This window comes from Halomonas sp. GT (assembly GCF_002082565.1).
Taxonomy (GTDB): domain Bacteria; phylum Pseudomonadota; class Gammaproteobacteria; order Pseudomonadales; family Halomonadaceae; genus Vreelandella.
This window is the reverse complement of the sequence record NZ_CP020562.1, coordinates 3,083,446-3,109,451: the sequence shown is the minus strand read 5'-3', so window position 1 is coordinate 3,109,451 and position 26,006 is coordinate 3,083,446. Positions and strand designations below refer to the sequence as shown.

General features: G+C 51.9%; 26 protein-coding genes. 16 read left to right on the top strand and 10 right to left on the bottom strand.

What is annotated here, in order from left to right; all coding sequences use genetic code 11:
* Positions 1-18 precede the first annotated feature (18 nt).
* Positions 19-588: a sigma-70 family RNA polymerase sigma factor gene (locus B6A39_RS14315; protein WP_083006783.1), complete on the bottom strand. Its 570-nt coding sequence runs from the start codon at positions 586-588 to the stop codon at positions 19-21.
* 97 nt (positions 589-685) lie between these two features.
* On the bottom strand, positions 686-1,699 hold the full coding sequence (locus B6A39_RS14310) for an isocitrate dehydrogenase (protein ID WP_038486203.1): 1,014 nt from the start codon (positions 1,697-1,699) through the stop codon (positions 686-688).
* Between the two features lie 529 nt (positions 1,700-2,228).
* Here B6A39_RS14310 and B6A39_RS14305 point away from each other — a divergent pair.
* Positions 2,229-3,719 carry a SulP family inorganic anion transporter gene (locus B6A39_RS14305; protein ID WP_083006781.1) on the top strand — a complete coding sequence of 497 codons (1,491 nt, stop codon included), beginning with the start codon at positions 2,229-2,231 and terminating at the stop codon, positions 3,717-3,719.
* A gap of 19 nt (positions 3,720-3,738) precedes the next feature.
* A complete protein-coding gene (locus B6A39_RS14300) occupies positions 3,739-4,596 on the top strand; it encodes a universal stress protein (protein ID WP_083006779.1) in 858 nt (285 codons plus the stop codon).
* Positions 4,597-4,648: 52 nt separating this feature from the next.
* Here B6A39_RS14300 and B6A39_RS14295 read toward each other — a convergent pair whose 3' ends face one another.
* The 3 genes from B6A39_RS14295 to crcB (B6A39_RS14285) are packed head-to-tail and all read right to left on the bottom strand — an operon-like array spanning position 4,649 to position 6,406.
* Positions 4,649-5,623 (bottom strand): arsenic resistance protein, encoded by a 975-nt coding sequence (locus B6A39_RS14295; protein ID WP_083006777.1) that lies wholly within the window; start codon positions 5,621-5,623, stop codon positions 4,649-4,651.
* Positions 5,624-5,636: 13 nt separating this feature from the next.
* Entirely contained in the window at positions 5,637-6,023 is a 387-nt protein-coding gene (gene crcB, locus B6A39_RS14290) for a fluoride efflux transporter CrcB (protein WP_083006775.1), read from the bottom strand.
* Positions 6,020-6,406, bottom strand: coding sequence for a fluoride efflux transporter CrcB (gene crcB / locus B6A39_RS14285; RefSeq protein WP_083006773.1), 387 nt, complete (start codon positions 6,404-6,406; stop codon positions 6,020-6,022). The genes crcB (B6A39_RS14290) and crcB (B6A39_RS14285) overlap by 4 nt, the downstream gene beginning before the upstream one ends.
* 169 nt (positions 6,407-6,575) lie before the next feature.
* On the opposite strand from crcB (B6A39_RS14285), the gene B6A39_RS14280 reads away from it, so the two are divergent.
* Complete coding sequence (locus B6A39_RS14280) at positions 6,576-7,430, top strand: universal stress protein (RefSeq protein ID WP_083006772.1); 855 nt, start codon at positions 6,576-6,578, stop codon at positions 7,428-7,430.
* Positions 7,431-7,448: 18 nt separating this feature from the next.
* Positions 7,449-7,790 (top strand): TraR/DksA family transcriptional regulator, encoded by a 342-nt coding sequence (locus B6A39_RS14275; protein ID WP_083006770.1) that lies wholly within the window; start codon positions 7,449-7,451, stop codon positions 7,788-7,790.
* 4 nt (positions 7,791-7,794) lie between these two features.
* Here the strand turns inward: B6A39_RS14275 and B6A39_RS14270 are convergent, their stop codons facing one another.
* On the bottom strand, positions 7,795-9,480 hold the full coding sequence (locus B6A39_RS14270) for a 2-isopropylmalate synthase (RefSeq protein ID WP_083006768.1): 1,686 nt from the start codon (positions 9,478-9,480) through the stop codon (positions 7,795-7,797).
* Between the two features lie 218 nt (positions 9,481-9,698).
* Here B6A39_RS14270 and B6A39_RS14265 point away from each other — a divergent pair, with 218 nt between their 5' ends.
* The gene (locus B6A39_RS14265) at positions 9,699-10,184 is read left to right on the top strand and encodes an Lrp/AsnC family transcriptional regulator (RefSeq protein ID WP_083006767.1); all 486 of its coding nucleotides are present in this window, start codon (positions 9,699-9,701) and stop codon (positions 10,182-10,184) included.
* 71 nt (positions 10,185-10,255) lie between these two features.
* Positions 10,256-10,615 (top strand): RidA family protein, encoded by a 360-nt coding sequence (locus B6A39_RS14260; RefSeq protein WP_083006765.1) that lies wholly within the window; start codon positions 10,256-10,258, stop codon positions 10,613-10,615.
* A 32-nt stretch (positions 10,616-10,647) separates the two neighbouring features.
* On the opposite strand, the gene B6A39_RS14255 is transcribed toward B6A39_RS14260, so the two are convergent.
* The 4 genes from B6A39_RS14255 to B6A39_RS14240 all read right to left on the bottom strand — a co-directional run bounded on the left by B6A39_RS14255 (position 10,648) and on the right by B6A39_RS14240 (position 17,350).
* Entirely contained in the window at positions 10,648-11,511 is an 864-nt protein-coding gene (locus B6A39_RS14255) for a MurR/RpiR family transcriptional regulator (RefSeq protein ID WP_083006763.1), read from the bottom strand.
* Positions 11,501-13,270 carry an EAL domain-containing response regulator gene (locus B6A39_RS14250; protein WP_083006762.1) on the bottom strand — a complete coding sequence of 590 codons (1,770 nt, stop codon included), beginning with the start codon at positions 13,268-13,270 and terminating at the stop codon, positions 11,501-11,503. The genes B6A39_RS14255 and B6A39_RS14250 overlap by 11 nt, the downstream gene beginning before the upstream one ends.
* The gene (locus tag B6A39_RS14245) at positions 13,267-15,879 is read right to left on the bottom strand and encodes an ATP-binding protein (protein ID WP_083006760.1); all 2,613 of its coding nucleotides are present in this window, start codon (positions 15,877-15,879) and stop codon (positions 13,267-13,269) included. Before B6A39_RS14245 ends, B6A39_RS14250 begins: the two co-directional genes overlap by 4 nt.
* Before the next feature lie 115 nt (positions 15,880-15,994).
* Positions 15,995-17,350 carry an aldehyde dehydrogenase family protein gene (locus B6A39_RS14240; RefSeq protein ID WP_083006758.1) on the bottom strand — a complete coding sequence of 452 codons (1,356 nt, stop codon included), beginning with the start codon at positions 17,348-17,350 and terminating at the stop codon, positions 15,995-15,997.
* 160 nt (positions 17,351-17,510) lie between these two features.
* On the opposite strand from B6A39_RS14240, the gene B6A39_RS14235 reads away from it, so the two are divergent.
* From B6A39_RS14235 to rpoS, 10 genes are all read left to right on the top strand, one after another.
* Complete coding sequence (locus tag B6A39_RS14235; RefSeq protein WP_083006757.1) at positions 17,511-18,659, top strand: GNAT family N-acetyltransferase; 1,149 nt, start codon at positions 17,511-17,513, stop codon at positions 18,657-18,659.
* Positions 18,660-18,759: 100 nt separating this feature from the next.
* Complete coding sequence (ftsB, locus tag B6A39_RS14230) at positions 18,760-19,113, top strand: cell division protein FtsB (RefSeq protein ID WP_083006755.1); 354 nt, start codon at positions 18,760-18,762, stop codon at positions 19,111-19,113.
* A complete protein-coding gene (gene ispD / locus B6A39_RS14225) occupies positions 19,110-19,826 on the top strand; it encodes a 2-C-methyl-D-erythritol 4-phosphate cytidylyltransferase (RefSeq protein WP_083006753.1) in 717 nt (238 codons plus the stop codon). Before ftsB ends, ispD begins: the two co-directional genes overlap by 4 nt.
* A complete protein-coding gene (ispF, locus tag B6A39_RS14220) occupies positions 19,826-20,314 on the top strand; it encodes a 2-C-methyl-D-erythritol 2,4-cyclodiphosphate synthase (protein WP_009721410.1) in 489 nt (162 codons plus the stop codon). The genes ispD and ispF overlap by 1 nt, the downstream gene beginning before the upstream one ends.
* Positions 20,307-21,347, top strand: coding sequence for a tRNA pseudouridine(13) synthase TruD (gene truD / locus B6A39_RS14215; RefSeq protein ID WP_083006751.1), 1,041 nt, complete (start codon positions 20,307-20,309; stop codon positions 21,345-21,347). Before ispF ends, truD begins: the two co-directional genes overlap by 8 nt.
* A 50-nt stretch (positions 21,348-21,397) precedes the next feature.
* The gene (gene surE / locus B6A39_RS14210) at positions 21,398-22,144 is read left to right on the top strand and encodes a 5'/3'-nucleotidase SurE (protein WP_038477660.1); all 747 of its coding nucleotides are present in this window, start codon (positions 21,398-21,400) and stop codon (positions 22,142-22,144) included.
* Positions 22,131-22,808, top strand: a complete 678-nt coding sequence (locus B6A39_RS14205) for a protein-L-isoaspartate(D-aspartate) O-methyltransferase (protein ID WP_083006749.1) — start codon at positions 22,131-22,133, stop codon at positions 22,806-22,808. The genes surE and B6A39_RS14205 overlap by 14 nt, the downstream gene beginning before the upstream one ends.
* On the top strand, positions 22,805-23,776 hold the full coding sequence (locus B6A39_RS14200) for a DUF368 domain-containing protein (protein WP_083006747.1): 972 nt from the start codon (positions 22,805-22,807) through the stop codon (positions 23,774-23,776). The genes B6A39_RS14205 and B6A39_RS14200 overlap by 4 nt, the downstream gene beginning before the upstream one ends.
* Before the next feature lie 7 nt (positions 23,777-23,783).
* Complete coding sequence (locus B6A39_RS14195; RefSeq protein ID WP_083006745.1) at positions 23,784-24,878, top strand: peptidoglycan DD-metalloendopeptidase family protein; 1,095 nt, start codon at positions 23,784-23,786, stop codon at positions 24,876-24,878.
* A 153-nt stretch (positions 24,879-25,031) separates the two neighbouring features.
* Complete coding sequence (gene rpoS, locus B6A39_RS14190; protein ID WP_009721416.1) at positions 25,032-26,003, top strand: RNA polymerase sigma factor RpoS; 972 nt, start codon at positions 25,032-25,034, stop codon at positions 26,001-26,003.
* Positions 26,004-26,006 lie beyond the last annotated feature (3 nt).

The window sequence follows — 26,006 nt, the reverse complement described above, 5'->3', positions numbered from 1 at the left end:
TAGCATCTTTATTGGCTCCTACTGAGTCCAGCCATTATCTAAGCACGTTCTTAACCTTAACCGTGCTCGGTGTAAGATAACCCAGCAGTTAGTTTCTGTTATGTCGAGTTCCTTACAAATATCCTGTGTAGATAATCCCATCAGCTCTCGTAAGGTAAATACGCGCGCGATACTGTCGGGTAGCGCTATTAAACAAGCATCGAACACTTGCCAGAAGCGCTGGTTCTCTAAAATATGCTCAGGCTCTCCCCAGTCATGCGGGCGGGCGCTGGGTTGCCAATGTCCATTTGAGTTGAATAGCCGGTCTAACGTGTCATCGTCTATTGCGTCATTTAGTGGTTGCCAGCGCCCCTGTTTTTTCTGCTGGCGCAGATGGCCAAGTATCTTAAATTTTAAGATGCCAAATACCCAGGTTTCAAATTCTGAGCGCCCTTCAAATGAACTGGTTTTTTCAAACGCGGTGAGCAACGTTTCCTGAACGGCATCTTCAGCGGCAGCATTCTCCCTAAGCTGCAAGCGTGCAAACGCAAGCAGACGGGGGCGGACATAACTGAAGTGTTCGGCAGCTTGCTGTGAGGAGATAGGCAATATGAGCGTCCCTAAGCTAAGAAAAGTCAGGCTTAAAGCTCAAGAATCCCATCACCGCGTAAAACGCGTTGCGGTGATGGGAGAAGCACCTCAACAGTTAAGCGGTTAAGTGCTCTACGAGCGCTTGGGCAAACGTATCGGTAGTGCCGGTGCCGCCCATATCGGGTGTCACCATGTCGCGGCGTGTCTCCAACACCGCACGTATTCCGTGACGAATAGCGTCGCCTTTTTCGTTCATGCCCAAGTGGTCGAGCATTTGGGCGGCTGCCAGCAGTAAAGCGCAAGGGTTGGCGATTTTTTGTCCGGCAATATCCGGTGCGGAACCGTGAACTGCTTCAAAAATAGCCGCCTTTTCACCGATGTTAGCGCCTGGTGCCAGGCCTAACCCGCCAACGAGCCCAGCACATAGGTCAGAAAGAATATCGCCAAACAGGTTGGTAGTGACAACGACATCAAACTGGTGCGGATTCATCACCAACTGCATGCAGGCGTTATCTACAATCATTTCCTGGAATTCGATCTCGGGATACTCTTTGGCGACTTCCCGCGCGACATCCAAAAATAGGCCAGAGCTGGTTTTAATGATGTTAGCTTTATGTACAGCGGTGACTTTCTTACGTCCGTTATTTTTAGCTAGTTCAAACGCATAGCGCACAATACGTTCGGAACCCTGGCGGGTTACCTTGATGACTGAAATACCGGTATTGCCATCGTCAATCATCTCTTGGCCATCAGAGAGATAGGCACCTTCGGTGTTTTCCCGCACGGTAATCATATCAATATCGCTGTAACGCGAACGCGTACCGGGGAAGCTAATCGCAGGGCGCACGTTGGCGTACAAGTCAAAATGACGACGCAGCTGCACGTTGATGGAGGAGAAACCTTTGCCAATGGGGGTGGTCAGCGGGCCTTTCAGGGCAATACCGTACTTCTCGATGGCATCAAGCGATTCTTGAGGAATCAGCGTGCCGTGTTTTTCAAGCGCCGCCAGGCCAGCATCGATAAACTCATAATTCAGACCGCACTCCAGCGCATCAAGCACGCGCAGGGTTGCATCCATAATTTCTGGGCCGATACCGTCGCCTTTAATCACCGCAATTGACTGACTCATCGTCTATTTCTCCTCTTTGGCGGGCATATTCGGCACGTGACTATGTGTGCCGCTTCAACATAAAACGTTGGCAATTGTCATCGTTTCTGGTGGCGCAATGGTACGCCACAATCCGTCGCGAGGTCACCCTGCCTAAGTAGAGGTGGGGGCGTGTCAGCGCGTATCACAGTGTGTGCTACCAGAGTGGCGTGAGATGCAATGCGGCTGTGATGCTGTTAGAATGCTGCGCTTTGTCGCACCTTGCTTATTGCAACCGTACAGAATATTACTCATGACTGCATTTACTCACATCTTTTCTGGGCTGATGACTCCGCCCTAAGTAATTCCCTCCTTATATAAGCGCCATGACGCCTATCGCGTTATGTCGGCGCTTGTGCATCCTATGGCCGTTCATTGGCTGTTTACGCTGCCCCCGTATCTTCGTGATGCAGCACTGTTTTGACAACCTATTCGCATAATTGCGCGTTCTCGCTTCACCTCGGTGTGGCGGTAGTGCGTAGTGTTTCACCTTCAACTATGGACTCCCTGAATGGCACTTTTCAGTAAGCAAGAGTGGTTCTCTAACATCAAAGGCGACACGCTCTCAGGCATTGTTGTTGCCCTAGCGCTAATTCCTGAAGCGATTGCATTTTCGATTATTGCGGGCGTTGACCCCAAAGTGGGCCTATACGCCTCATTTTGTATCGCAGTAGTGATTGCCTTTACCGGTGGTCGCCCAGGTATGATTTCAGCAGCTACCGGTGCCATGGCACTGCTGATGGTTACTTTAGTGCGCGAACATGGCCTTGAGTACCTACTGGCGGCCACGCTATTGACTGGGGTATTACAGATTATCGCAGGCTACTTAAAACTTGCAGAGTTGATGCGTTTTGTGTCCCGTTCGGTGGTCACCGGATTTGTGAATGCCCTAGCGATATTGATTTTCATGGCGCAACTGCCTGAATTAACTAATGTAACGTGGCATGTGTATGCCATGACGGTAGCAGGCTTAGGTATTATCTATCTCTTCCCGTACTTGCCTGCGATTGGAAAGTCGATCCCTTCTCCCCTGGTATGCATTGTGGTGCTTACCGGGGTGTATATGGTAAGTGGCATGGATATACGCACGGTAGGTGATATGGGTGAACTGCCCGATACACTGCCAATGTTTTTATGGCCTGATGTGCCACTTAATTTAGAAACGCTGATGATCATCTTTCCCTACGCCATCATGCTGGCGGTGGTGGGCCTTCTTGAATCTATGATGACAGCCACCATTGTTGATGACTTAACGGATACACCCAGTGATAAAAACCGTGAGTGCAAAGGCCAGGGTATCGCTAATATCGGATCGGGTTTGCTGGGCGGTATGGCAGGCTGTGCAATGATTGGTCAGTCAGTCATCAACATAAAATCCGGTGGCAGGACTCGGCTCTCAACGCTCATCGCTGGTGTTGTTCTGTTGTTGATGGTGGTCTTTCTCTCTGATTGGGTCTCGCAGATTCCCATGGCAGCGTTGGTGGCAGTCATGATCATGGTATCGATAGGCACCTTTAGCTGGGAGTCGATTCGCGACCTTAAAAAACATCCGATGAGTACCAATATCGTTATGCTAGCCACAGTGGTGGTGACTGTGGGGACGCACAATTTAGCAATTGGTGTCTTTGTAGGTGTACTGCTGGCGGCGATGTTCTTTGCTAATAAAGTCGGCAACATCCTGTATATCGGCTCGAAAGAAGTAGAGCCCGGTAAAGAGCGTGAATACCAAGTGGTTGGCCAAGTGTTCTTTGCCTCTTCTGAGCGTTTTATTGCTGCCTTCGATTTTAAAGAGAGCATCGATAAGATCACCATCAACCTTTCCCGCGCCCACTTCTGGGATATTACCGCTGTTCAAGCCCTGGATCGTGTGGTGATTAAGTTCCGCCGTGAAGGTACCGAGGTAGAACTGGTGGGCTTGAGTGAAGCCAGTGCCACCGTGGTAGATCGTTACGCGGTACACAACGACCCTGAGGCGGTTGAAAAGCTGATGGGCGGCCACTAACCACCGCAAGGAGAGCGATATGACTGAACACGTACTCGCCGCGATTGATGGCTCCCAATATGCAGAAAGCATCTGTGACTACGCCGCCTGGGCAAGCTTGGCATTAAATGCCCCGCTTAGCTTTGTGCATGTGGTGGATAATCATTCTGATGTACCAGAAGAACAAAATTTGTCAGGTAACCTAAGGTTTGGTGCCCGCGAGCGCTTGATGAAAGAGCTTTCCGAGCTTGATGAGCAGCGCGCCAAGGTGAACCGTGAGCAAGGCAAGCTCATGTTGGAAGCTGCTAAGGCACGGGCAGTGGAAGATGGGGTCGTTGATCCCATTGTTCGCCAGCTTAACGGCACGCTGGTCGAAACCTTGGTAGCGCTAGAGAAAGACATTCGTTTATTGGTGGTAGGCAAGCGTGGCGAAACGGCTCACCATGCCAGCGGCCACCTAGGTTCTAACCTTGAGCGTGTGGTGCGTGAAATGCACCGCCCAATTCTCATGGTGCCTAAAGCCTTTAAGCAACCTGAAAAGGTACTGATTGCGTTTGACGGTAGCAGAACTGCCCGGAAAGGGGTGGAGATGCTGGCGCGCTCGCCGTTATTTGCAGGTACCGAATGCCATGTGCTGATTGTGGGTGCTGAAACCGCAGAGCACCGCAGCGAACTTGAGTGGGCGCTGACTACGCTACGCGACGCTGGCCACCAAGCCGAAGGCGCCATCCACGCTGGTGAGGTAGACGACACTTTGCAAGCGTACGAGAAGGAGCATGCTATCGACCTTCTAGTGATGGGCGCCTATGGCCACTCGCGTATTCGCCACTTGCTGGTCGGCAGTACCACAACAGCGATGTTACGCGGCAGCCGAATTCCAGTACTGATATTGCGTTAAACAATACGCACGCTTTAACGCCGGTCACCACGCTAAGGGGCCGGCGTTTTTTTTATAGGTGGCTTGGAATTAGCTTGCCGGGTACCCAACGTATCAACGCTATCATGCCAAATAGTTCCACTAGCGATTGAAAAACAATAACAACTGCTGCAGCTTGCCATCCATTGGGCAGGGTAAGCGCAATAGGCAACATGACAAACGAATTGCGCGTGCCAAAACTAAAGGCAAGTGTTCGAGCGCTGGCGGCGGGAAGCTTAAATAGCCTGCCCAGCACTTTACCTAGGAATGCCGCCACTATTAAATAGCCCACAAAAATAAACACTACCTGTACCGATACATGGGTAAGCGCTAGCACGCTATTAACCTGTGTAGCCGCAATAACCAATACTACCAATGCCAGTAGTGGCACGGGTAAATAGCCAAGCTGCTCAGTGACACGCTCAATGGCGTGATAGCGATAGGCTGCTAATTTCGTCAGCCATGCCAATCCCAAGGGCAGCATAATTAAGCCAGCAAAGGCACTGAGAAGGTCGGTAGAAAAGGCCAACTGAAACCATTCGTCGCCTAAAAATAACCAAAGATAAACGGGCAACGCGACCATTTGGATGAGCAGCAGTAGCGGCGTTGCCGCGACAGCGCGGGCGGCATCGCCTTTGCCTAAGTGCGTGAAGGTAATAAACCAATCGGTGCAAGGCACCAGCAGCACTAGCAAAACCCCAGCTATCACCGGTTGTGGCAGTGGCAGCCCCAGTACTAAAAGACCTAGCACCAAGACCCCCAGTAGCGCAGGGATGATAATGAAGTTGCCAATCAGCAGCGCTGCCATAAAGCGTTTATCGGTAACGCTTTGCTTGATATGTAATAGCGGTATCTGAGTAAAGGTGGCGTAGAGCAGTATACCGAGTAGCGGCCATAACAGCTGTTCAAGTGATGACGCTAGTAAGGGAGCTATCAGACCCAGCGTAAGCCCTAAGCAGATAAACCCTAAGTAAAGCCAGGACTGCTGTCGCTCTAACTGCTCGCGCATAAAATACCTACGGTTATAGACGAGAAAGCGCTATGCGTTCTCCTAGCCAGACTGCTAGTAACCAAAGCGGTAGGCTGATAAGTACATAAAGCAGCGCTAGCCCAGAGAGTCCTTGCTGAATAAGGTGCAGTGTTTCCAGGCTAAAGAGTGAAAATGTGGTAAAACCGCCACAAAAACCGGCCACTAACAGCGGCTGCCAGTGCGCCAAGTTGCCGTTAGGAAAACGCGAAGCGGTAGCGGCAACCCAACCGATGACCCCAGAGCCCAGCACGTTAACCAGCAGTGTACCCCAAGGGAAATAGCCGCCAAGCGCTGCCAAAGACAGCAGAGATACCCCGTAGCGAAGGGCACTGCCAAGCCCGCTGCCAACCCCAACGGCTAGGTAAGCTTGCCAGTTCATAGCAGCAATCCCTTAGCCAACAGCCAACCGAGCATGGCCATCACCATGCCGAGCACTAAGGTAGCAGCAATATTTAAGGTGGCACGCAGCGCTTGGCCGCTTTGCCACAGCTCAATAGTTTGTAAGCTAAATGATGAAACAGTGGTGTAGCCACCTAATAAGCCTGCAACAGTAAATAGCCACAGCGGCTGTGCGCTTGGCACGCCGTAGTAACCAAGAAGTCCGCCCGCTATAAATGCACCGCTGGCATTCACCAGTAAGGTGCCCCAAGGGAAGGTTTTGCCCAGCAGATGGGCCATAAGATTAGAAACGGCATAGCGACTCATGCCGCCTAACGCGCCGCCAAGTGCTACCAGTAGCATGCTCGCGATACCATGCCCCATCGTGACTCCTTTAACTGGCCGCGTTTACAGGCCGCTAAGTGTACCACTCACCCTATAACGATAGGGGTGATCGGAAAGAACGCGTTAAGGTGTCGCTGGTCAATAAGTTCGTGTAAAAAAGAATGAGAATAATAAAAATCTTAACGCACCCGCTCAAGGAGTCGCTTTTATGTCTGATCGCGTGTTCGCCGCTATTGATGGATCTCAGTATTCGGAAAGTATCTGTGATTATGCTGTCTGGGCCGCCAAGGCACTTGATGCGCCATTAAGCTTTATTCATACCCTGGATAACCACTCTCAGGTGACAGAGCCTGATCTAACCGGGAATTTAGGCTTAGGGACTCGAGAGCATTTGCTAGAAAAGCTATCTGATATTGAAGAGCAGCGCGCGAAAGTTGCCCGTGAGCAGGGGCGTTATATGCTCGATGCGGCAAAAGTACGCGCAATGAAAGCCGGTATTACGGATCCACTCTGTCTTCAGCGTAACGGTACGCTGGTAGAAACCTTGGTTGAAAACGAAAAAGAGATGCGCTTACTGGTGTTAGGCAAGCGTGGCGAAACCGCGCATCAAGCCAGTGGCCATCTAGGCTCTAACCTTGAACGCGTTGTGCGTGAGATGCATCGTCCACTATTGATGGTGCCTAAGCAGTTTACGCAGCCGAAAAACGTGATGATGGCGTTTGATGGCAGCAAAACGGCCCGCAAAGGCATTGAGATGCTGGCCAAAAGCCCGCTCTTTGAAGGTGCTGCCTGCCATGTTGTGATCGTGGGTGCTGAGACGGCAGACAACCGGTCACAGCTTGAGTGGGCAATTGATGTTCTTGAGTCTGCTGGCCACCACGCTGAAGGGGCAATACGCGCTGGTGAAGTGGAAGAAACGTTGCGCGCTTACAAGCAAGAGCACGGCATCGATTTGTTGGTTATGGGTGCCTATGGTCATTCGCGTATTCGTCACTTGCTGGTTGGCAGCACGACGACCGCCATGTTACGCAATGCCCATTTGCCGGTGCTGATTCTGCGCTGAGGTCACTAGGAGACGCAGATGAACCACCCTGAGGTAGACATAGTCGCGATACGCCAAAAGCTGTTGGCGCTAGAGGTTTCTTTGCGAGAAGAAAGCATTGAAAGCGCGTCTTCAAGAGAGACGGTGGTGCTTGACCAAACGTCGGTGGGGCGTCTGTCACGTATGGGTGCGCTGCAGGGCCAAGCAATGGCAAAGGCAGAAGAGCAGCGCCGCCAAATGTCGCTTAAGCGTATTAGCGGCGCCTTGCAGCGCATTGATCAACAGTGCTTTGGCGAATGCATTGAGTGTGGCGAATGGATTGGTGCCAAACGCCTCACCTGGGACCCGTTAGCGCTGAAATGTATCGAGTGTGCTGAGTGAGCGCTTAGACCTCAATAGCAGTGGCTTCCTGCTGATGCTGCTTGGTGGCCTGCGCCATATTAATGCCTGACAGCAGCGCCTTCAGCGATGCGCTAACGGTGTCACTATCTTCGGCCACGGCACAAAGTCGTTGCCCATCAATATTCAGCTGCACAAAGGCAATCGCGTTGGCTTCACTGTCACCGCCAAGTGAATGCTCGCTGTAGTCAATAATGGCTACATGGCTGCCCGAATGCTTCTTCCAAGCATCAGTGAAGGATGACATCGCGCCGTTGCCGGTACCTGACAGGCGCAGTGTTTCAGAGCCTTGCCAAAGGGTTATTTCTATTCCCTCGTGCTGGCCTTTTGATAGCCGGTAATCGGCCAATGCCAGTGGCGCATCCTGAGTGAAATTATCAAACATTACTTGGCGAATAATTTCACTGGAAAGCTCGCCGTTACGGCGCTCGCTCTCTTGTTGTACGTAAGGAGCAAGTGCCAGCATCATCCAACGCGGTAAATTAATGCCGTAGTCTCGCTCCAGCAAAAAGGCCATGCCCCCTTTGCCAGACTGGCTATTCACCCGGATAACGGCTTGGTAGTCGCGGCCAATATCATGCGGGTCAATGGGTAGGTAAGCCACTTGCCACGGCTCGTCGGGCTTTTGATGCTTGAGTGATTTACGAATAGCATCCTGATGGCTGCCGGAAAATGCGGTATACACCATTTCGCCGACCCAGGGATGGCGCGGGTGCATAGTGATACCGGTACACTCATGCACCACCTGAACGATCTCGTCCGGGTTTGAAAGATCCAGCTTCGGATCAATACCCTGGCTGTATAGGTTCATCGCCAGGGTCACAATATCCATGTTGCCGGTACGCTCGCCGTTACCCAGTAGCGTGCCTTCGACACGGTCGGCTCCCGCTAACAATGCCAACTCTGCTGAAGCAACGGCGCCACCGCGGTCGTTGTGGGTGTGTACCGATATAATCACGCTGTCGCGACGGCTAATGTGCTGGCAAAAATATTCAATCTGGTCAGCATGATGGTGCGGCCCCGCAACTTCTACCGTGGTGGGCAAGTTGAGGATGCATTTGTTGTCTGGTGTTGGTTGCCAAACATCCATCACGGCCTCGCAGATGGCCAGTGAAAAATCGATTTCAGTGCTAGAAAAGCTTTCCGGTGAATATTGGAAACGCCAATCAGCATCTGGATGCTGGGCAGCATAGGTCTTCACCCAGGTAGCGCCTTGCACAGCAATGTCGGTAATGCCGTCACGGTCCATCTCAAACACCCGCTCGCGCTGGATGGTAGAGGTGGAGTTATAAAGGTGAATAATGGCGCGTTTGACGCCCACCAGCGATGCAAAGGTTTTCTCGATTAAGTGTTCACGGCACTGAACGAGTACCGCAATAGTGACATCGTCTGGAATTTGGTCTTCTTCAATTAGCCAGCGGACAAAGTCATAGTCTGGTTGGCTAGCCGAGGGAAAGCCCACCATCACTTCTTTAATGCCTACTTTAATAATTTGGTGCCAAAAGCGCTGCTTTTGCTCCACCGTCATCGGCTCTAATAGCGCCTGATTGCCATCGCGTAGGTCTTCACTTAGCCAAATGGGCGCTTGAGTTAGGTCGCGGTCAGGCCATTGGCGGTTGAATGCGGGAACACGCGGAGCAGGGCGGTATTTGCGATGATCAAAAGCAGACATGGTGAGTTTCCTGAGGGCGATGAATTATTTGGGCGGCCGCTTGTGGCGTAAGCCGCGTTAACAGGTGCCTGGGTAAGGCACCGTGTAGGGGCTGCTTGTGACAGTCAATACAGTTTACTTGAAGTTAGGCGAAAGGTTATTGCGAAAGTGTGGTTATATCGCCAATAATTGGCAGTAAATATCGATTATTTTGTTTTTATTGGTAGGAGCTGCTTGTTATGCCAGTCGTGCCGCTTGAGCTTGATCGTTTTGATCGCCATATTCTGAATGTGTTACAGCAGGAGGGACGGATTAGTAATCAGGAGTTAGCCGAGCGTATAGGGCTTTCCCCATCCCCCTGCTTGCGCCGAGTGCGTGCGCTAGAAGAGCACGGGTTAATTACCCAATACCGGGCCGATGTTGATGCACGACAGTTAGGCTATCAACTGATGGTGTTGCTACATATTTCAATGGATCAACATACCCCCGAACGGTTTGATAACTTCGAACGCCATATTCGTAAAATTCCTAACGTGATTGAGTGTTTGATTATCACCGGCCAAGCGGCGGATTTTCAGCTTAAGATACTGGTACGTGATATGGACGACTATCAGCATCTTTTACTGCACGTGATCAACCGTATTGAAGGGGTTACTGGCGCCCACACCAGCTTTGTTTTGCGGCGAGTCTTCGAGCATCGGCCTGTGCCTACGGAGCGCGCTTGATGAAGAAGGCATAGGCAACGAGGCAGTGGCGGTTTACACTGCTTTTTTTGTCTTACCTAGGAGATTGAGCCATGACAATTCAGCGCCATGATACAAAAGCCCGTATGAGCCGTGCTGTTATTCATCAAGGTGTTGCCTATTTGTGTGGCCAGGTAACTGGTCCTGAAGCACGCTACGAAGGAATTAAAGAGCAAACCGAGAGTATGCTGGCGCGGGTTGATGCCTTGCTAAAAGAAATTGGCTCCAGTCGAGAGCAGCTGTTGAGCGCGACAATCTACCTTAAAGACGGTAATGATTTTGCTGCAATGAACGAGGTGTGGGATGCATGGGTACCCGAAGGTTATGCGCCGGCACGCACCTGTGTATGCGCGCCGTTGCCTGCTGATGAGTTGAAAGTAGAAATTACGGTTACCACTGCCGTCAGCAGTTAAGTTATCTGTATCAGCGATAGCTGTTTTACTGATTACTTACCTGTCTTTTCCACAGGGAAGCGGGTATCGCGCAGACTATCTTTGATTTTCTTCAGGTGCGGTAGGAAGTCTTCGCCGCGCCTTAGAGTAACCCCAGTGGCTAAGGCATCAATCAGTGTTAGTTGAATCATCCGCGAGGTCATGGGCATATAGTGGTCGGTGTCCTCGGGAGTGGCTACTTCGAGAGTCGCAGTACATTCCAAGGAAAGTGGAGAGTTAGGGGCGGTAATTCCCAGCACCACGGCACCTGCTTCGCGCGCAACGCGTGCAATATCGACCAGTTCTTTGGTACGACCTGTGTACGAGATAATCACCACTACATCTCCCGTATGACAGGCAGCGGCCACCATGCGCTGCATCAGCACATCTACATAGGCCATGACAGGCAAGTTAAAACGGAAAAATTTGTGCTGGGCATCTTGAGCGACGGCACCTGAGGCACCTAAGCCAAAGAAATGGATCTGTTTTGCTTGAGTAAGATAATCAACCATGCGCTCAACGGCGGCCATATCGACCTCACGCTGGGCTTCGTCCAGGGCGGCAATCGTCGCGCCAAAAATCTTATGGGTATACTGCGTTGCCGTATCGCCGGGCTCGACAGCTCGCGTCACATAGGGCGTTCCACCTGCGAGGCTCTGCGCAAGTTTGATCTTAAAGTCGGGGTAGCCTTTGGCGCCGAAGTTACGACAGAACCGGTTGACCGTGGGCTCACTGACGCTGGCCGCTTGGGCAAGGCTTGCAATGCTCAGACTGGTGGCTACTGCTGGGTCCTCCAGGATGACATTGGCAACTTTGCGTTCTGAGCGGTTTAATTCTTCTAAGCGTTCGCGTAAGCGGTCAAGCAGGTCATGCGCCATCAACAGACTCCATGGCAATATTTTTTTGGGCGTTGGGTGCCCATTCGCGGCACCACGTAAAAAATGCGTCGGCGGTTAGCGGACGCGCATAGTAATACCCTTGCGCTGCTTCACAGCCAATAGAACGTAAGTAGTCCGCCTGGGCAGATGTTTCAATACCCTCTGCCACTACGTCGCAACCAACGGCATGGGCAAGCTGAGTAATGGTAAGGGCTAAATGACGGTCTACTGCGTCGTGCTCTAAATCCATGACGAAGGCACGATCTATTTTCAGGGTAGAGAAGGGCAGTGTTTTAACATAGGCGAGAGAAGAGTGCCCAGTGCCAAAATCGTCGATCGCAACGGCGATATTCATCTCAGCAAGCTGAGCCAATTGCGTACGTGCGTTGTGCATATCGCTTAATAAGCCTGACTCAGTAACTTCCAGTGCAAAAAAACGTTCAGGGATCTCTTGCTCAGCCAGCTTGGAAAGCAATGTCTGAGCAAAGTCTTTGCGCGCCAACTGGCGGGCTGCAACGTTCACCGCAATATGGAAGTCATCATCCAGCAGGCCTTTTATTCGCCATTCGACGATATGCTGCATTGCTTTCTCAAGCACCCACTCACCAATAGAGAGGATATCACCACTTGCTTCCGCAAGGGGAATAAAGTCCCCTGGGGAAATATGGCCTAGCTCGGGATGGTGCCAGCGTAGGAGAGCTTCAGCTCCGATAACACGCTGTGTTGCCAGAGAAACTTTTGGTTGAAATGCCAGGGACATCTCGCCCCGTTCGGTCGCACCACGAATAGCTTGCTGAAGATTCAGGCGCTGGCGTTGTTGCGCTTCCAGCGTTTCGTTATAGCATTGAACGCGCAGCGTACCGTTCTGCGGCAATGCTAAGGCGGCCATATGCACAAGGCGTTCAATATCGAAATGGGCATCCGCCCAGCTAATGCCAATGCGCGCATTTAGAGGCAGTAGTAGGTCGCCCAGCGCTTGGTCTTGATCGAAGCAGCTCAATAGCTGCGCCGCGGAGTGGCGTAACGCTTCGAGATCGGCGTGAGCAGTAATCACCAGTATCTCACTGCCTCCCCATAAACCTATTTGGCATTGCTGGCTGAGTTTAGCCGAAAGTTGACGGCTGATATGAACCATCAATTTATCAGCGACACCATAACCATGTAGCTTAATCACGTCGTCTAGGTGGTCCAGCGCAATGAAGAGAAGCCCTGTTCCCGTGCCTCGCATTGCTGCTTCACGAAGCATTTGAGTCAGTGCGCGGCGATTAGCGAGTTGGGTGATTGGGTCGGTACGAGACTGGCGATCTAGCTCTTTTGTACGCTTTGCCACCATGCGTTCAAGTACGTCTGCCTGTTGATTGCGGATTTGATAACGGTGCTCAACGCTTAATGTATTGCGGATGCGCTGTAGCACCTCATCATGTTTGAACGGTTTCGTGACGAAGTCGCGCACACCCATGCTCAGTGATCGATGACGCGTTTCATCATCAATCTGTGCGGTGAGTATAATAATTGGGGGGATATGGTGACCAAACTCTGCTTGCAGCTGATTGATAACCGCGTACCCATCCAAGTAAGGCATGCGAATATCAAGCAGGATCAGGTCTGGCAACGTTTGCTGACAGTGCGCCAGCACTTTGCGTGGATCGCTTATACCATGCGTGTTTTCAAAGCCATGGTCGTCAAGCAGGTCCAATAGCAGCTCTACGTTAATACTGTTGTCGTCCACCACGAGGAGGTGTTTATGGAGCAGACTCATGGCGCCGTCCTTGGTGCAATGGTAATAAATCGATTTAGCGATACGGTCAATTTGTCGATATCAATAGGCTTGGTAAGGTAGTCCGCAAACCCAGCCGCTAGTCCATAATGTAAGTCTCGCTCCATCGCATTGGCAGATAACGCTATGACATCGATCTGCTTTAGCATGGGGTCGTTTTGCATAATGTCGAGCGCTTGAAAACCACTCATTCCGGGTAGATGGATATCCATTAGGACGAGATCAGGTGGCGAATGACGCATTATCTCCAAGCTGAGTTCAGCGCTTGCCACGACACGTAATTGTATTGACGGGAAGTCATCAATAATATCTTCCATAAGCCGCTGATTAGCAGGATTATCTTCTACATAAAGCAGGTTGAATGCGCGGGAAGAACCGCTTGAGGTGCCCACGACGCTATTATGAGGCGGTGCTTCATGTTCGGCCGGGTGTTCGGTAATGGGCAGCGTAAACCAGAAGGTGGAGCCTTTGCTTGGTTGGCTATCAACACCGAGACGCCCCTTCATCCGCTCTACCAGTTCACGCGTAATGGCTAACCCAATGCCTGTCCCTTCAATCGGTCCGTGCTCTGCATCCAGGCGGTTAAACGGTTCAAAAAGCTCGTGCTGGCGCTCTGGCGCAATACCATGTCCAGAGTCGATAACGCTCACTTTTAGTTCGCTCCCAATCGGCTCAATATTGACGTGAATGGTGCCGTTTTCTCGATTGTATTTAATCGCGTTGGAAAGCAAGTTAAGCAGTACTTGCTTAACCCGCGTGTAATCCGCCATGACCATGCAGGGTTGCGCTAATGAATCACGCGTTAGCGTAATATTGGCTGCTCCGATGTTGGCTTCCAGCGTTGTGCAGGCATCATCCAATACGTTTTCGATTAGCATAGGCTCTAATGAAAGCGTCATGTGTCCCGCTTCGATCCTCGCTAAATCAAGTACTTCATTAATCAGGCTTAACAGGTGTTGACCGCTCTTCTCGATTTGCCCTACTTGGCGTTGCTGCTTCTCACTCAGTGGATCACGACGGCCTTTTGCTAACAGTTGAGCAAAGCCGATAATCGCATTAAGCGGGGTGCGCAGCTCATGGCTCATTGAGGAGAGAAACTCACTTTTTGCCTTGTTAGCTTGCTCTGCTTGATCACGAGCGGTTGCTAAATCGCAGGTAACTTGCTCGCGCTCGGCCATTTGGCGATAGAGGTTAATGAGTAGCGCGCAGGTATCAGTAAAAGGTTGAAGCCAGTCTAAAAGGGTCTGGTTTAATGGCTGTTTACTATTTGCGATGGCAAACATGCCAATAAGGCTATCGCCGCTGAAAATCGGCACGCCCAAGTAGTTGTCTAAGCGAGGGTGACCTGGTGGGAAGCCGCCGCGCTTGGTATGGCGATAAACGTCGTTAGTCATGATGACATCGCCATGGGCAAAGACACGCCCTAAGAGTGAGTTAGGGTTGGTAAGCGTCATATCTCCGCTGCGTAGACGCTCCATCAGAAGCCTGGACTCATCGCTCCAGGAGAGGTCAGTGATAGCATGTATCTTGAGAGCATTGGTGGTATCGGTGGGCAGCACTTCCCCAATCAAGGCGTAGTCGCTATCAGTGAGTTCTCGCAGCGCTTCCATTAAAAACGTCCACAACTGTTCAACCGACATTAGTGCCTGATAGTCCGTAATGCCTTGATGAAGTACTTTAAGCAGGCTTTGCTCTTTATGAATTTGCTGTGTGGCGTTATAAACATCAGTTAAGTTGGTCAGAATACCCAGAAACTCAGCAACATCTCCCTGCTCATTATGGATGGCGTTAACGGCAAGATGGACGGGTATCAAGTGGCCGTCTTTATGGAGTGCTTCTACTTCTCGGCCTCGGCCAATCACCTTGGGTTCGCTTCCCGCCAAAAAGTTGGCCAGAAAGCTGTCGTGATGAGCGTTGATCGATGCAGGTGTAAACATCGACACATTGTTACCGACTACTTCGTGTTGCTGATAGCCCAGCATCGTTAGTGCAAAAGGATTAATACTTAACACGCTACCAGAGCGGTCAATGCGTACGATGCCGGTGGCACTTTCGTTAAACAGCGCCTCGTAGCGGCGCGTCGTTTGAGCCAGGGCTCTACGTATTTGATGCTGGCGAAGCAGCTCTTCCACTTGCCCCGCTAAGCTTTTTAAAATGCCCCGGTCTCGCTGACTAAACGAGCGCGGCTGACGATCAATTAAACATAGCGTACCCACGGGCAGATCATCGGCCAGTTGTAATGGCTGTCCGGCATAAAAGCGAATGTGCGGGGGGCCCGTGACGAGGGGATTGTCCGCAAAGCGCAGATCATCGAGTGCATTTTCGACGACCAGCATGTCATTAAGCCCCACCGCGTGGGCACAAAACGATAGGTCTCGGCAGGTTTCGCTGGCAGTCAATCCTTGGTGGGACTTAAACCACTGTCGTTCTGCATCGACGAGGGAAACTAGCGCAATAGGTAAGTCAAAGAGGTCGCAAGCAAGCTGAGTGATTCGGTCAAACGCTTCGTCAGCGGGTGTGTCAAGCACCTGGAGAGCATGCAATGCCGCCAAGCGCTGGTATTCATTCTCAGGAAAATCTGCGGCTTGCATTGTGCGTCCCAAAAAATAGTTCGTTCAAAAAGTGCGCTCAACTAAGTCGTTAACTAATCGGCGTAGTTAACTAATCGGCGAATAGTAATAATTATCGGGTATTAATGGCGAAGCTTTAGCCAATCCTTAGTAATTTTAATAGCCAGCGCTTATAAGGTGGCCTTACCAGTGAGCTAGAGGCTCGATTGGATTGATAAAAAATGCTTCGTAAATGGCTGAATCGTTCAAAACCATGGCGGCCGTGATAAGCCCCCATGCCACTTTCACCAACGCCACCAAAGGGTAGTGAGGGAACCGCGTGATGAAGCAGCGTTTCGTTAAATACCAGCGCACCAGAGTGAGTGGTGTGGCGCAAGGTTGTTTGCAGCAACTTATTGTCGGTGAAGGCATAAAGTGCCAGTGGGTGAGGCCGGGTATTTACAAAGGTAATCGCGTCGTCGATGTTTTTAACGCTGATAAGCGGTAGTGCACGGCCAAAAATTTCCTCTTGCATCAGCTCAAGGTTTTGGGTTGGATCAATAACGAGGGCTGGTGCGTGTTGCCCGATATCGATGATGCGGCAGCCGTGATCACTCGCTTGTGCTATCAGCCGTTCACTGCGCTGCTGATGGTGGGGGCTGACAAAGCCCGTGGCCTCTTTATCGTTGGGGCGCTGCTGTTCGATAGCTCGACTTAACGCCTGAATAAGTGTTTCCAGGTTACGGCTTTCTACAAGCACATAATCCGGTGCAATGCAGGTCTGACCGGCATTCATTCCCTTGCCAAATATAATTGAGGCGGCTGCACGATCCAGATCAGCGTCACTCGCCACGATAGCGGGCGATTTACCACCTAGTTCAAGCGTCACCGGGGTTAACTGCTTGGCAGCGGCAAGTGCAACTTGGCGGCCCACCGCCGTCGAGCCGGTGAAAATTAGATGATCAAAAGGTAGTGTGCTAAACGCTTTTGCTATCTCTGGGCCACCTTCAACAACGCATACTTCTTCATCGGTAAAGTACTGCGGTACCAGCTTAGCCAGCAGGGCGCTGGTATTGGGGGCGTACTCGCTGGGCTTGATCATGACGCTATTACCCGCTGCGATAGCATCAATAGCGGGCATCAGTGCTAAGCTCCAGGGGTAGTTCCAGGGCGACATAATACCAACCACGCCAAGTGGCTGAGGAGCGATGCGGGCGCGGGCGGGCCATAAACGCCATGGCATGTTGGCAGCGTATGGGCGCATCCAATGCCAGAGGTGTCGCCGTGTATGACGAATGGCATGCAGCACCGCGTTAATCTCCGCTAAGCGTATTTCTGTCTCACTACGCTTGCCGAAGTCAGTTTGAATGGCCTGGATAATCTCCCGCTGGTGATGCTTAGTCATTCGTGCAAGGCGGGCTAAGCGCTCTCGTCGCAACCTTAATGAGGGGAAGGGCGCTTGGCCAAACGCATGACGCTGAGTGTGCAACAGGCGCATTAAATCGCGTTTCATGGCAGCTCCTTGGGTTAATCCTTAATAACAATAGTCGTTTGTCCTGCTACTTGAATACCGCACTCTAAATAGAAATGACAGCATCAATAAAGGCACTGGCAGCATGGTTGGTGGTAAGGTCACACTTTCACCATTTAAACGATATTCCTCGGGAGGCATCATGCTTTCGCACTCATTGTCATGCATTATGCTACCTGCTATCGACGCTGTGGATGCCGCCCAATGGGACGCACTGGTGAGTAGCGACCAGCCTTTCCTACGACACGCGTTCTTGCATGCATTAGAAAGCAGCGGCTCTGTGAGTGGGGCGACTGGGTGGGAGCCTTGCCATCTCTGTGTATGGCAAGATAGCCGCCTAGTGGGCGCGTTGCCTATGTATCGCAAACACCACTCTTATGGTGAGTATGTATTTGATTGGGGATGGGCCGATGCACTGGAACGAGCAGGTGGCCATTATTACCCCAAAGCATTAAGTGCTATTCCGTTTACCCCGGTGCCTGGTACGCGTACCTTAATTGCCGATGATGCTAACGCCGATGATGTTCGCGGGTTATTAGCAGCGGCGTGGCAAACTCACTGTGAAGAACAAGCGTTATCGAGTTGGCACCTCCTATTTGCACAAGATGACGAAGTGGATGCCTGGCAGCGCCAGTTTCCAGCGTTAATTGCGCGAGAAGGCGTTCAGTTCCAGTGGCGAGATCGCACCTTTGGTGATTTTGAGGGCTTCCTGGCGAGCCTTACGTCGAAGCGTCGCAAAATGATTAAACGTGAGCGTCGCTTGGTCGCCGAGCAAGGTTTTACACTACGGCGTTTAGAGGGCGAGGCGATTACTCAAGAAGCAATGGCGCACTTCTTTCGCTGCTACACGATCACATACCACGAGCGGGGACGTCCTCCCTACTTAAATGACGTTTTTTTCGAGCGATTGCGTCATGCGATGCCTGAGGCGCTTGTATTGGTTCAGGCGCTGTTAAATGGCCAGCCTGTTGCTGCAGCTCTCTATTTTCGTGGTGAGAACATGTTGTACGGCCGCTATTGGGGAAGCGAGGTAGTTGCTGACTGTCTCCATTTCGAAGCTTGCTACTACCAAGGTATTGAGTTTTGTTTGGAGAAAGGTCTCTCTTTGTTCGACCCCGGTACTCAAGGAGAGCACAAGCTGGTGCGTGGTTTTGCGCCCCAGCGGGTTCGCTCGCTGCACTATCTTGTACACCCAGGCCTAGCGGCCGGAGTCGCCCAATTTTGCCAAGAAGAGGGGGCCCATATCAGCGCCTATCGCGAGGCGGCGGCCGACGCATTGCCGTTCAAATGAAAATCGCTTTATAAAGCCAGTTATATAAAGCGTGACTCGCTGGAAATAGCCCATGATGGCATAATGCGCCTCGTTCAGGCCTAAACAAAGGAATGCGGTGATGCATAAATGGCTAACGGTTGCGCTGCTTGCTGTATTGGGATTTCTCCAATATCAACTTTGGCTAGGTAATGGTGGCTGGCAAGATTTGCAACTGGTAGAGGAGCGCGTTGCCGTTCAAGAGGCTGCCAATGTCCCTCTGCGAGAGCGTAATGCTCGGTTAGCTGCTGAAGTTACCGACCTAAAAACTGGCCTGGATGCTATTGAAGAGCGCGCTCGTAGTGACATGGGCATGGTGCGCAGCGATGAACAGTTTTTCTGGGTGCCGGGTGTTGCCATAGAAGCAGAATTAGTGGGCATCAATGCAGGACTAGTGACCCAGCCAAACGTGCCTAGCGAGGCCACTGACGAATGAGTCATTCGCTGTGGCTAATCGTACCCGCCGCAGGGCAAGGTAAGCGAATGGGCGCTAATAAGCCTAAGCAGTACCTGCCACTGGGTGAAAAACCTATTCTTGCCCATACACTTAGTCGGTTACACAGAGCCTTCCCTACTGCGACCCTAGTGCTGTGCCTGGATAGAGACGATCGCTGGTTCAAGCCTGAATGGGTGCCATTTCCCCAGTGGCAACGAGTGGCGGGTGGCGCGGAGCGAATGGATAGCGTTTTAAATGCGCTGCACGCTATAAAAGCACAAGAAAACGATATGGTGATGGTGCATGATGTCGCGCGACCCTGCATTACCTCTTCTGATTTGCTGACGCTTTATAACGCTGCTCAGCAGCATCCAAGTGGCGCACTCTTGGCGATGCCGGTCGCTGACACCATGAAAAGGGCCAATGCTGAACAGTTAAGTGTAATAACAGAGCCTCGGGATCGGCTGTGGCATGCGTTAACACCTCAATGTTTTCGCTATGCGCTTTTACGCCGTGCCCTTGAATACGCTGTCGCTAATCACTGTGTGGTCACGGATGAAGCCTCGGCTGTTGAAGCACTTGGGCAGGCCCCCAAACTGATTAGTGGGCGTCGCGATAATCTCAAGATCACCCATCCTGATGACCTTGCCCTTGCTGCCGCCATCATGGCGTCGCAAGTCGCCCAATCCCCTGAATCTAAAAGGAGTTGTTAATGCGAATTGGACACGGATTTGACGTGCACCGATTTGGCGTTGGCGACCATTTGATGATTGGTGGCGTAAAGCTGCCTTTCGAACATGGTTTTGTTGCCCACTCGGATGGCGATGTGTTGCTGCATGCTGTCAGTGACGCACTACTGGGTGCCTGTGCGCTCGGTGATATTGGGCGGCACTTCCCCGATACCGATCCAGCGTGGGCTGGTGCAGATAGCCGCCATTTATTGCGTCACGTGGTTCAACTGGTTCACGCAGAGGGTTTCTCTGTGGTTAATCTAGATGCCACGTTAATGGCCCAGGCGCCTAAAATGGCGCCGCACATTGATACAATGCGCGCTGTCATCGCTGAAGATTTAGGTATTAGTCTTGGGCAGGTCAATGTTAAGGCCACGACGACCGAACGGCTTGGATTTACCGGACGAGGTGAAGGTATCGCCGCTGAGGCAGTGGTGCTGATTGAGCACCAAGAGGCGCTGAATGCTTAACTTACCCGCTTGGCAGCGCTGCTTAGATGCCGAGTTCGGTGCTCCCAGGCCAGGCCATTATCGTGCTCAGCCAGAAGATTTTGTTGTCGACGAGCAGCTGGATTTTACGCCTGAAAATCATGGCGAGCATTTGTGGTTACGTCTTGAAAAGCGACATCAAACCACGTTAGATGTGGTAAAAAGCGTCAGCCGTCTTTGTGGTGTAACACTTCGGGATGTGGGCTACTCCGGGATGAAGGATCGTGTTGCAGTGACCCGGCAATGGTTAAGCGTGCATTTGCCTGGCCGCGAGGCACCAAGTGATTTGAGCGCCTCATTAGCGGCATTGGGTATTACGGTATTGGCGCAGGCGAGGCACCCCCGAAAACTCAAACGCGGTGTCCATCGCACAAACCACTTCACTTTGCGGCTTAGCGGTGAGGCGCTTGAGGAAAATCATTTCTTTGATCGTTGGCAGGCGCTTTGTCGCCAAGGTGTGCCTAACTACTTTGGACCCCAGCGTTTTGGGCCTGCAGGACGGAATTTACAGCGTGCAGAGGCCCTTTTAGCTAAAGGCTGGCGCAAGCGAGATGATCGCCAGGGAATGATGCTTTCCACCGCGCGTAGTTTCTTGTTTAACGAGTTGTTGAGTGAACGTCTGGCGGATGGAACGTGGGGCCAACCTCTCGCGGGCGATATGCTGATGCTGGATGGCACAAACAGTGTGTTTACCGTTGATGCAGTTGACGACGACTTGATTGGTCGTGCTGCTGCACTTGATATCCATCCGACCGGTGCTTTGTGGGGCGTCGGGGAACACGCTGCATACCAGGTAGCAGACTACGAGCAGCAGCTGTTAGCGTGCCATCCAACGTTGTGCGAGGGGTTGGTGAAAAGCGGTGTGAAGCGCTCCCATCGGGCGCTGCGAGCAAGGTTAATTTCGCCCAGTATCGAGACATTACCTAATGCCGTGGTACTCTCATTTTCCTTACCACGGGGAAGTTTTGCGACAGCGGTCGTGAGTGAGTTAATTGCTCATCCGGACTTTGCTTAATGCGCCCCGCGTGGGCTTATCTTTACTAGGCATCCATAAAGGAGACGCTGATGCGGCGACTGCTGCTTTCTAATGACGATGGTGTCCATGCGCCGGGCTTGCGGGCACTTCATGATGCGCTAGTCGCCCATGCGAATTTACGTGTGGTTGCTCCTGATCGAGACCGCAGCGGCGCGAGTAACTCGCTGACGCTTTCCCGTCCGCTCTCTTTAACTGCGTTAGATAATGGCTTTTATAGTGTTGATGGGACGCCTGCTGATTGTGTTTATCTGGGCGTGAACGGCGTCTGGGATGAGCGTCCTGACTTGGTGATTTCGGGGATTAATCATGGCAGCAATCTTGGCGATGATGTGCTCTATTCAGGCACCGTGGCGGCTGCCATGGAAGGGCGCAATTTGGGTATGACTGCCATTGCAATGTCGCTGTGTGGTGAGCGCTATTTTTCGACGGCAGCGAAAGTGGCGGCCAGCTTAATCGGTGCTGCTGATCAGCTATCGCTGCCACCTCGCACACTCTTGAATGTCAACGTGCCAGATGTTCCGTGGGAAGAAATTAAAGGTGTCAGAGTGACCCGCTTAGGCTATCGCGGACCAGCAGAGAAACCTGTTCCAGTAAAAGATCCACGTGGTCGTACGCGCTTCTGGATAGCACCCGTTGCGGCCAATGCGGACGATGGTGAGGATACCGACTTTTCTGCTATCGAAGCGGGTTATGTATCAATTACCCCGCTACAAACAGACTTGACGCGCCATCCCGCGCGCAGCGACGTGCAGGACTGGTTGGATGCTTTTGCCTGAGCTTTCGCCCAACGAACTGCGCGGACGAGGCATGACCTCCCAGCGCACTCGTGATCGAATGGTGACGCGGCTTGAGCAGCAAGGTATTCAAGACGCGCGGGTGCTCGAAATTATGGCAGGTGAGCCTCGGCACTTGTTTGTTGATGAGGCACTGGCGCATCGTGCGTATGAAGACACCGCGCTGCCTATCGGTTTTGGCCAGACATTATCGCAACCACTAACGGTTGCGCGCATGACCGAACTGGTGCTGCGGGCTAATCCAAAGCGCGTGCTTGAAGTGGGAACCGGTTCTGGCTATCAAACGTTGATATTGTCCCGGCTGGTGCCAACGCTTTACTCGGTCGAACGCATTTATGCATTACATCAGCGCGCTGCAGAGCGACTTTTACGGCTTGATGCCCAAGCGACGCTGGCAGTAGCTGATGGTGGAGAGGGGTGGAGGGAAGCTGCACCCTTTGATGTGATTTTGTTAACCGCTTGTGCCCAGACGCTGCCAGAAGTTCTTTTAGAGCAGCTTAGCCATGATGGCGTGCTAATTGCTCCATTGGAAGAGCCAGACGGTAGCCAATGGCTCACCCAAATAAAACGCATTGGTAATGCCTTTGAAAAGCGTCGGCTTGACCCCGTGCGCTTTGTACCTCTATTGCAAGGAGTGGTGGATTGAAGCGTCGATTTGTAGAGCTGTTTTTAAAAGGCGCAGGAATGGGGGCGGCCGATGCGGTGCCCGGTGTTTCAGGTGGGACGATCGCATTTATTACCGGTATTTATGAGGAGCTCATTAATACCATCAAGCAATTTGGCCCCAGCGCCTTTATCGCTTGGCGTCGTGGCGGTTGGCTGGCGTTGGCTCAGCATTTAAATTTACCCTTTTTAGTACCGCTGTTGCTTGGCGTTGCAGTTAGCCTTTTCAGTGTGGCTCATGTTGCGCTTTGGCTAATGGAAGCGCACCCGCTGCTGATTGAAGGGTTTTTCTTCGGTTTGGTAGCCGCGTCGGGGTATGTTGTAGCCAAGGCGGGAAGAGGTTGGAAATTTTGGTATTTATTGCCAATGGTTGGCGGGCTGCTGTTGGCTAAGTCGCTGCCAGGTATGATGCCGCTGGTGCTACTTATCGGTAATGAAGCTCTGGTAGTCATGGTCGCTGGCTGTATTGCTATTAGCGCCATGCTGTTACCAGGGGTCTCTGGTAGCTTCTTGCTGCTTACTATGGGGCTTTATGGCACCATTCTAGGCGCTATTCGAAGCTTTGATATCGGTATTATCATACTTTTTGGCATGGGATGTGTTGTTGGTCTAGCGCTATTCTCGCGACTACTATCGTGGCTACTGCGTCGCCATCATGATTCCACACTACAGCTTTTACTTGGGTTTATTGTTGGCTCGTTACCCGTGTTATGGCCTTGGAAAGAGCTTGTACGTTATCAGCTTGGCCCTGATGGGCAAATGATCCCGTTGGCTCATCGTTATCTGTTGCCTAGTGACTATGCGATATTGTCTGGTGCATCTGCACAAGCGGTAGGCGTTGTGGCATTAATGGTGGTTGGCGCCCTATTGGTGGTGTTATTAAACCGTCGCGCAGTGCACTATGCCGGGCATAGATCAATAGGAAACGCGCGCGACGTTGAAAAGGAGTAGGGTTTTCATGCGTAAGGTTTTCATCATGTCAGTATTGGCGTTAGCTGTCAGCGGCTGCGCCAATCAGCAGCAAAACACCCCACAAGTGCGCGATTTAAGCGAAGCGCGCCGCGCGGTAGCAGACTCACCTCAGTATACCGTTAAAGCGGGCGATACCCTGTATGGTATTGCCTGGCAGCACAACCTTGATTATCGCCAGTTGGCGCAAATCAATGATATTGATGCGCCTTATCAAATTTATCCAGGCCAAACGATTGCGCTTCGTGAAGGTGCGGCGGTATCCAATAATCAGTCAGCAGGTTCCTCTGCTCAAGAGCGTCCTGCGTCGGGCGCTGTCGCAACGGGGCTGAACCCTCAAACGACTTCCGTGGCAAGCAACGACCAGCAGTTAGACTGGTTGCTGCCCGATGAAAGTGCGATTGAGCGTAACCAGCGTTTAACGGCTGAGCGAGCGGAGCGAGCTGAACAAGTGTCGGTGGCCGCGGCGCAGGAAGTGGCTGATAGCGCAAGTGCCGCTGCACCTAATGTGGAAACGCCTGAGGTGTCGCAGCCAGAGCCTGCAAGAGAGCCAGGCCCTGAGCCAGAGCCAAGCCCTGAGCCAGAACCAAGCCCTGAGCCAGAGCCTGAATCCAAACCAGAGCCTGCGGTAACGGCACCGCCTGTTGAGGCTGCGCAGCCGAGCCAAACCGCTCGCGTTGACCGCTCCTCACGCACGTTTACCCCTGTAGAGAATGTTAACTGGCAATGGCCAACAACAGGACAGGTAACCGGAGAGTTTGGCCAGGGCGGCTCAATCACCGCCGGGATTGATATCGACGGTCAAAAGGGGCAACCTGTCAAGGCGGCAGGGCCAGGTATCGTGGTTTATGCGGGTAGCGGCGTACGAGGCTACGGTAACTTAATACTACTCAAACACAACGATCAGTATCTGAGTGCTTATGCGCATAATGATAGCTTAAATGTTAAAGAAAATGATGTCGTTGAAGCGGGGGAAGTGATTGCAACCATGGGGGATAGCGATGCAGACAGTGTCAAACTGCATTTTGAGGTGCGCCGTGATGGGCAGCCTCAAAATCCCTTGGATTATCTGCCGTCTCGTTAATCATTACCAAGCGAACTTTTCAATTGATGTGCTTGGGGTACCCGAATAGCTGGAATAGGGCGTCATATAACAATAATGGTGTAAGTGCACAGGGAGTGCGGCCACCTTTACTTTTCTAAATGGCGGTTAGGCGAAATAACGGGGGATACTACCATGAGTATGCTGGAGAAGGATCTACAGGAAGTTGACCTGGACGCTGTTGAAGAGGCGCTGGATAGTGCCGATGATGTCACCGCGGAGGAAGACGCCTTTGAAAAAGCGTTGGGCCGCGATGAGCGTCAATCGACTCAAAGCTTGGACGCAACACAAATCTATCTCAATGAAATTGGTTTTTCGCCGTTATTAACGCCGGAAGAAGAAGTTTACTATGGCCGTTTAGCGCGTAAAGGCGACCCGCTTGGGCGTTCAAGGATGATCGAGTCTAACCTGCGTCTGGTTGTCAAAATTGCCAGACGCTATCTGAATCGGGGGCTAACGCTGCTCGATTTGATTGAAGAGGGGAACCTTGGATTAATTCGGGCGGTAGAAAAGTTTGATCCTGAGCGCGGATTCCGCTTTTCTACCTATGCTACTTGGTGGATTCGACAAACTATTGAGCGTGCGCTGATGAATCAAACGCGCACCATTCGTTTGCCAATCCACGTGGTTAAAGAGCTGAATATTTATCTTCGTGCAGCGCGTGAGCTGACCCAAAAGCTTGATCATGAAGCAACGGCAGAAGAGATCGCTGATCATCTCGATAAACCAGTAGAAACGGTCAAGAAGATGCTTGGGCTGAATGAACGCGTCTCTTCCGTAGATTATCCAATGGGCGGTGAAAGCGATAAACCGTTAATCGACACCCTAACCGATGACGAAGTGCTAGGGCCGGAAGCTTGTCTGGTTGATGGCGATGTGCGCGAGCACGTCGATCACTGGTTGGATGAGTTGAGTGATAAGCAGCGTGAGGTAGTTGTTCGTCGCTTTGGTTTGCGAGGCCATGAAGCAGCCACGTTAGAGGAGGTTGGCGCTGAAATAGGGTTAACGCGCGAGCGAGTTCGGCAAATTCAGGTAGAGGCGCTAAAGAAGCTGCGCCGCTCTTTGGAAAAGCAGGGCCTTTCCCTAAACGCTATTTTCGAGAGCTAATCG

Coding starts and splice junctions, on each gene's coding strand:
- crcB (WP_083006775.1), bottom strand. CDS start 6,023: ATGAACTGGCAAGCTTACCTAGCCGTTGGGGTTGGCAGCGGGCTTGGC.
- B6A39_RS14310 (WP_038486203.1), bottom strand. CDS start 1,699: ATGAGTCAGTCAATTGCGGTGATTAAAGGCGACGGTATCGGCCCAGAA.
- B6A39_RS14235 (WP_083006757.1), top strand. CDS start 17,511: ATGCTTTCGCACTCATTGTCATGCATTATGCTACCTGCTATCGACGCT.
- B6A39_RS14255 (WP_083006763.1), bottom strand. CDS start 11,511: ATGGCGCATGACCTGCTTGACCGCTTACGCGAACGCTTAGAAGAATTA.
- B6A39_RS14300 (WP_083006779.1), top strand. CDS start 3,739: ATGACTGAACACGTACTCGCCGCGATTGATGGCTCCCAATATGCAGAA.
- B6A39_RS14305 (WP_083006781.1), top strand. CDS start 2,229: ATGGCACTTTTCAGTAAGCAAGAGTGGTTCTCTAACATCAAAGGCGAC.
- B6A39_RS14240 (WP_083006758.1), bottom strand. CDS start 17,350: ATGAAACGCGATTTAATGCGCCTGTTGCACACTCAGCGTCATGCGTTT.
- B6A39_RS14295 (WP_083006777.1), bottom strand. CDS start 5,623: ATGCGCGAGCAGTTAGAGCGACAGCAGTCCTGGCTTTACTTAGGGTTT.
- ftsB (WP_083006755.1), top strand. CDS start 18,760: ATGCATAAATGGCTAACGGTTGCGCTGCTTGCTGTATTGGGATTTCTC.
- truD (WP_083006751.1), top strand. CDS start 20,307: ATGCTTAACTTACCCGCTTGGCAGCGCTGCTTAGATGCCGAGTTCGGT.
- rpoS (WP_009721416.1), top strand. CDS start 25,032: ATGAGTATGCTGGAGAAGGATCTACAGGAAGTTGACCTGGACGCTGTT.
- B6A39_RS14250 (WP_083006762.1), bottom strand. CDS start 13,270: ATGAGTCTGCTCCATAAACACCTCCTCGTGGTGGACGACAACAGTATT.
- ispD (WP_083006753.1), top strand. CDS start 19,110: ATGAGTCATTCGCTGTGGCTAATCGTACCCGCCGCAGGGCAAGGTAAG.
- crcB (WP_083006773.1), bottom strand. CDS start 6,406: ATGGGGCATGGTATCGCGAGCATGCTACTGGTAGCACTTGGCGGCGCG.
- B6A39_RS14275 (WP_083006770.1), top strand. CDS start 7,449: ATGAACCACCCTGAGGTAGACATAGTCGCGATACGCCAAAAGCTGTTG.
- surE (WP_038477660.1), top strand. CDS start 21,398: ATGCGGCGACTGCTGCTTTCTAATGACGATGGTGTCCATGCGCCGGGC.
- B6A39_RS14195 (WP_083006745.1), top strand. CDS start 23,784: ATGCGTAAGGTTTTCATCATGTCAGTATTGGCGTTAGCTGTCAGCGGC.
- B6A39_RS14260 (WP_083006765.1), top strand. CDS start 10,256: ATGACAATTCAGCGCCATGATACAAAAGCCCGTATGAGCCGTGCTGTT.
- B6A39_RS14205 (WP_083006749.1), top strand. CDS start 22,131: ATGCTTTTGCCTGAGCTTTCGCCCAACGAACTGCGCGGACGAGGCATG.
- B6A39_RS14280 (WP_083006772.1), top strand. CDS start 6,576: ATGTCTGATCGCGTGTTCGCCGCTATTGATGGATCTCAGTATTCGGAA.
- B6A39_RS14265 (WP_083006767.1), top strand. CDS start 9,699: ATGCCAGTCGTGCCGCTTGAGCTTGATCGTTTTGATCGCCATATTCTG.
- B6A39_RS14245 (WP_083006760.1), bottom strand. CDS start 15,879: ATGCAAGCCGCAGATTTTCCTGAGAATGAATACCAGCGCTTGGCGGCA.
- ispF (WP_009721410.1), top strand. CDS start 19,826: ATGCGAATTGGACACGGATTTGACGTGCACCGATTTGGCGTTGGCGAC.
- B6A39_RS14270 (WP_083006768.1), bottom strand. CDS start 9,480: ATGTCTGCTTTTGATCATCGCAAATACCGCCCTGCTCCGCGTGTTCCC.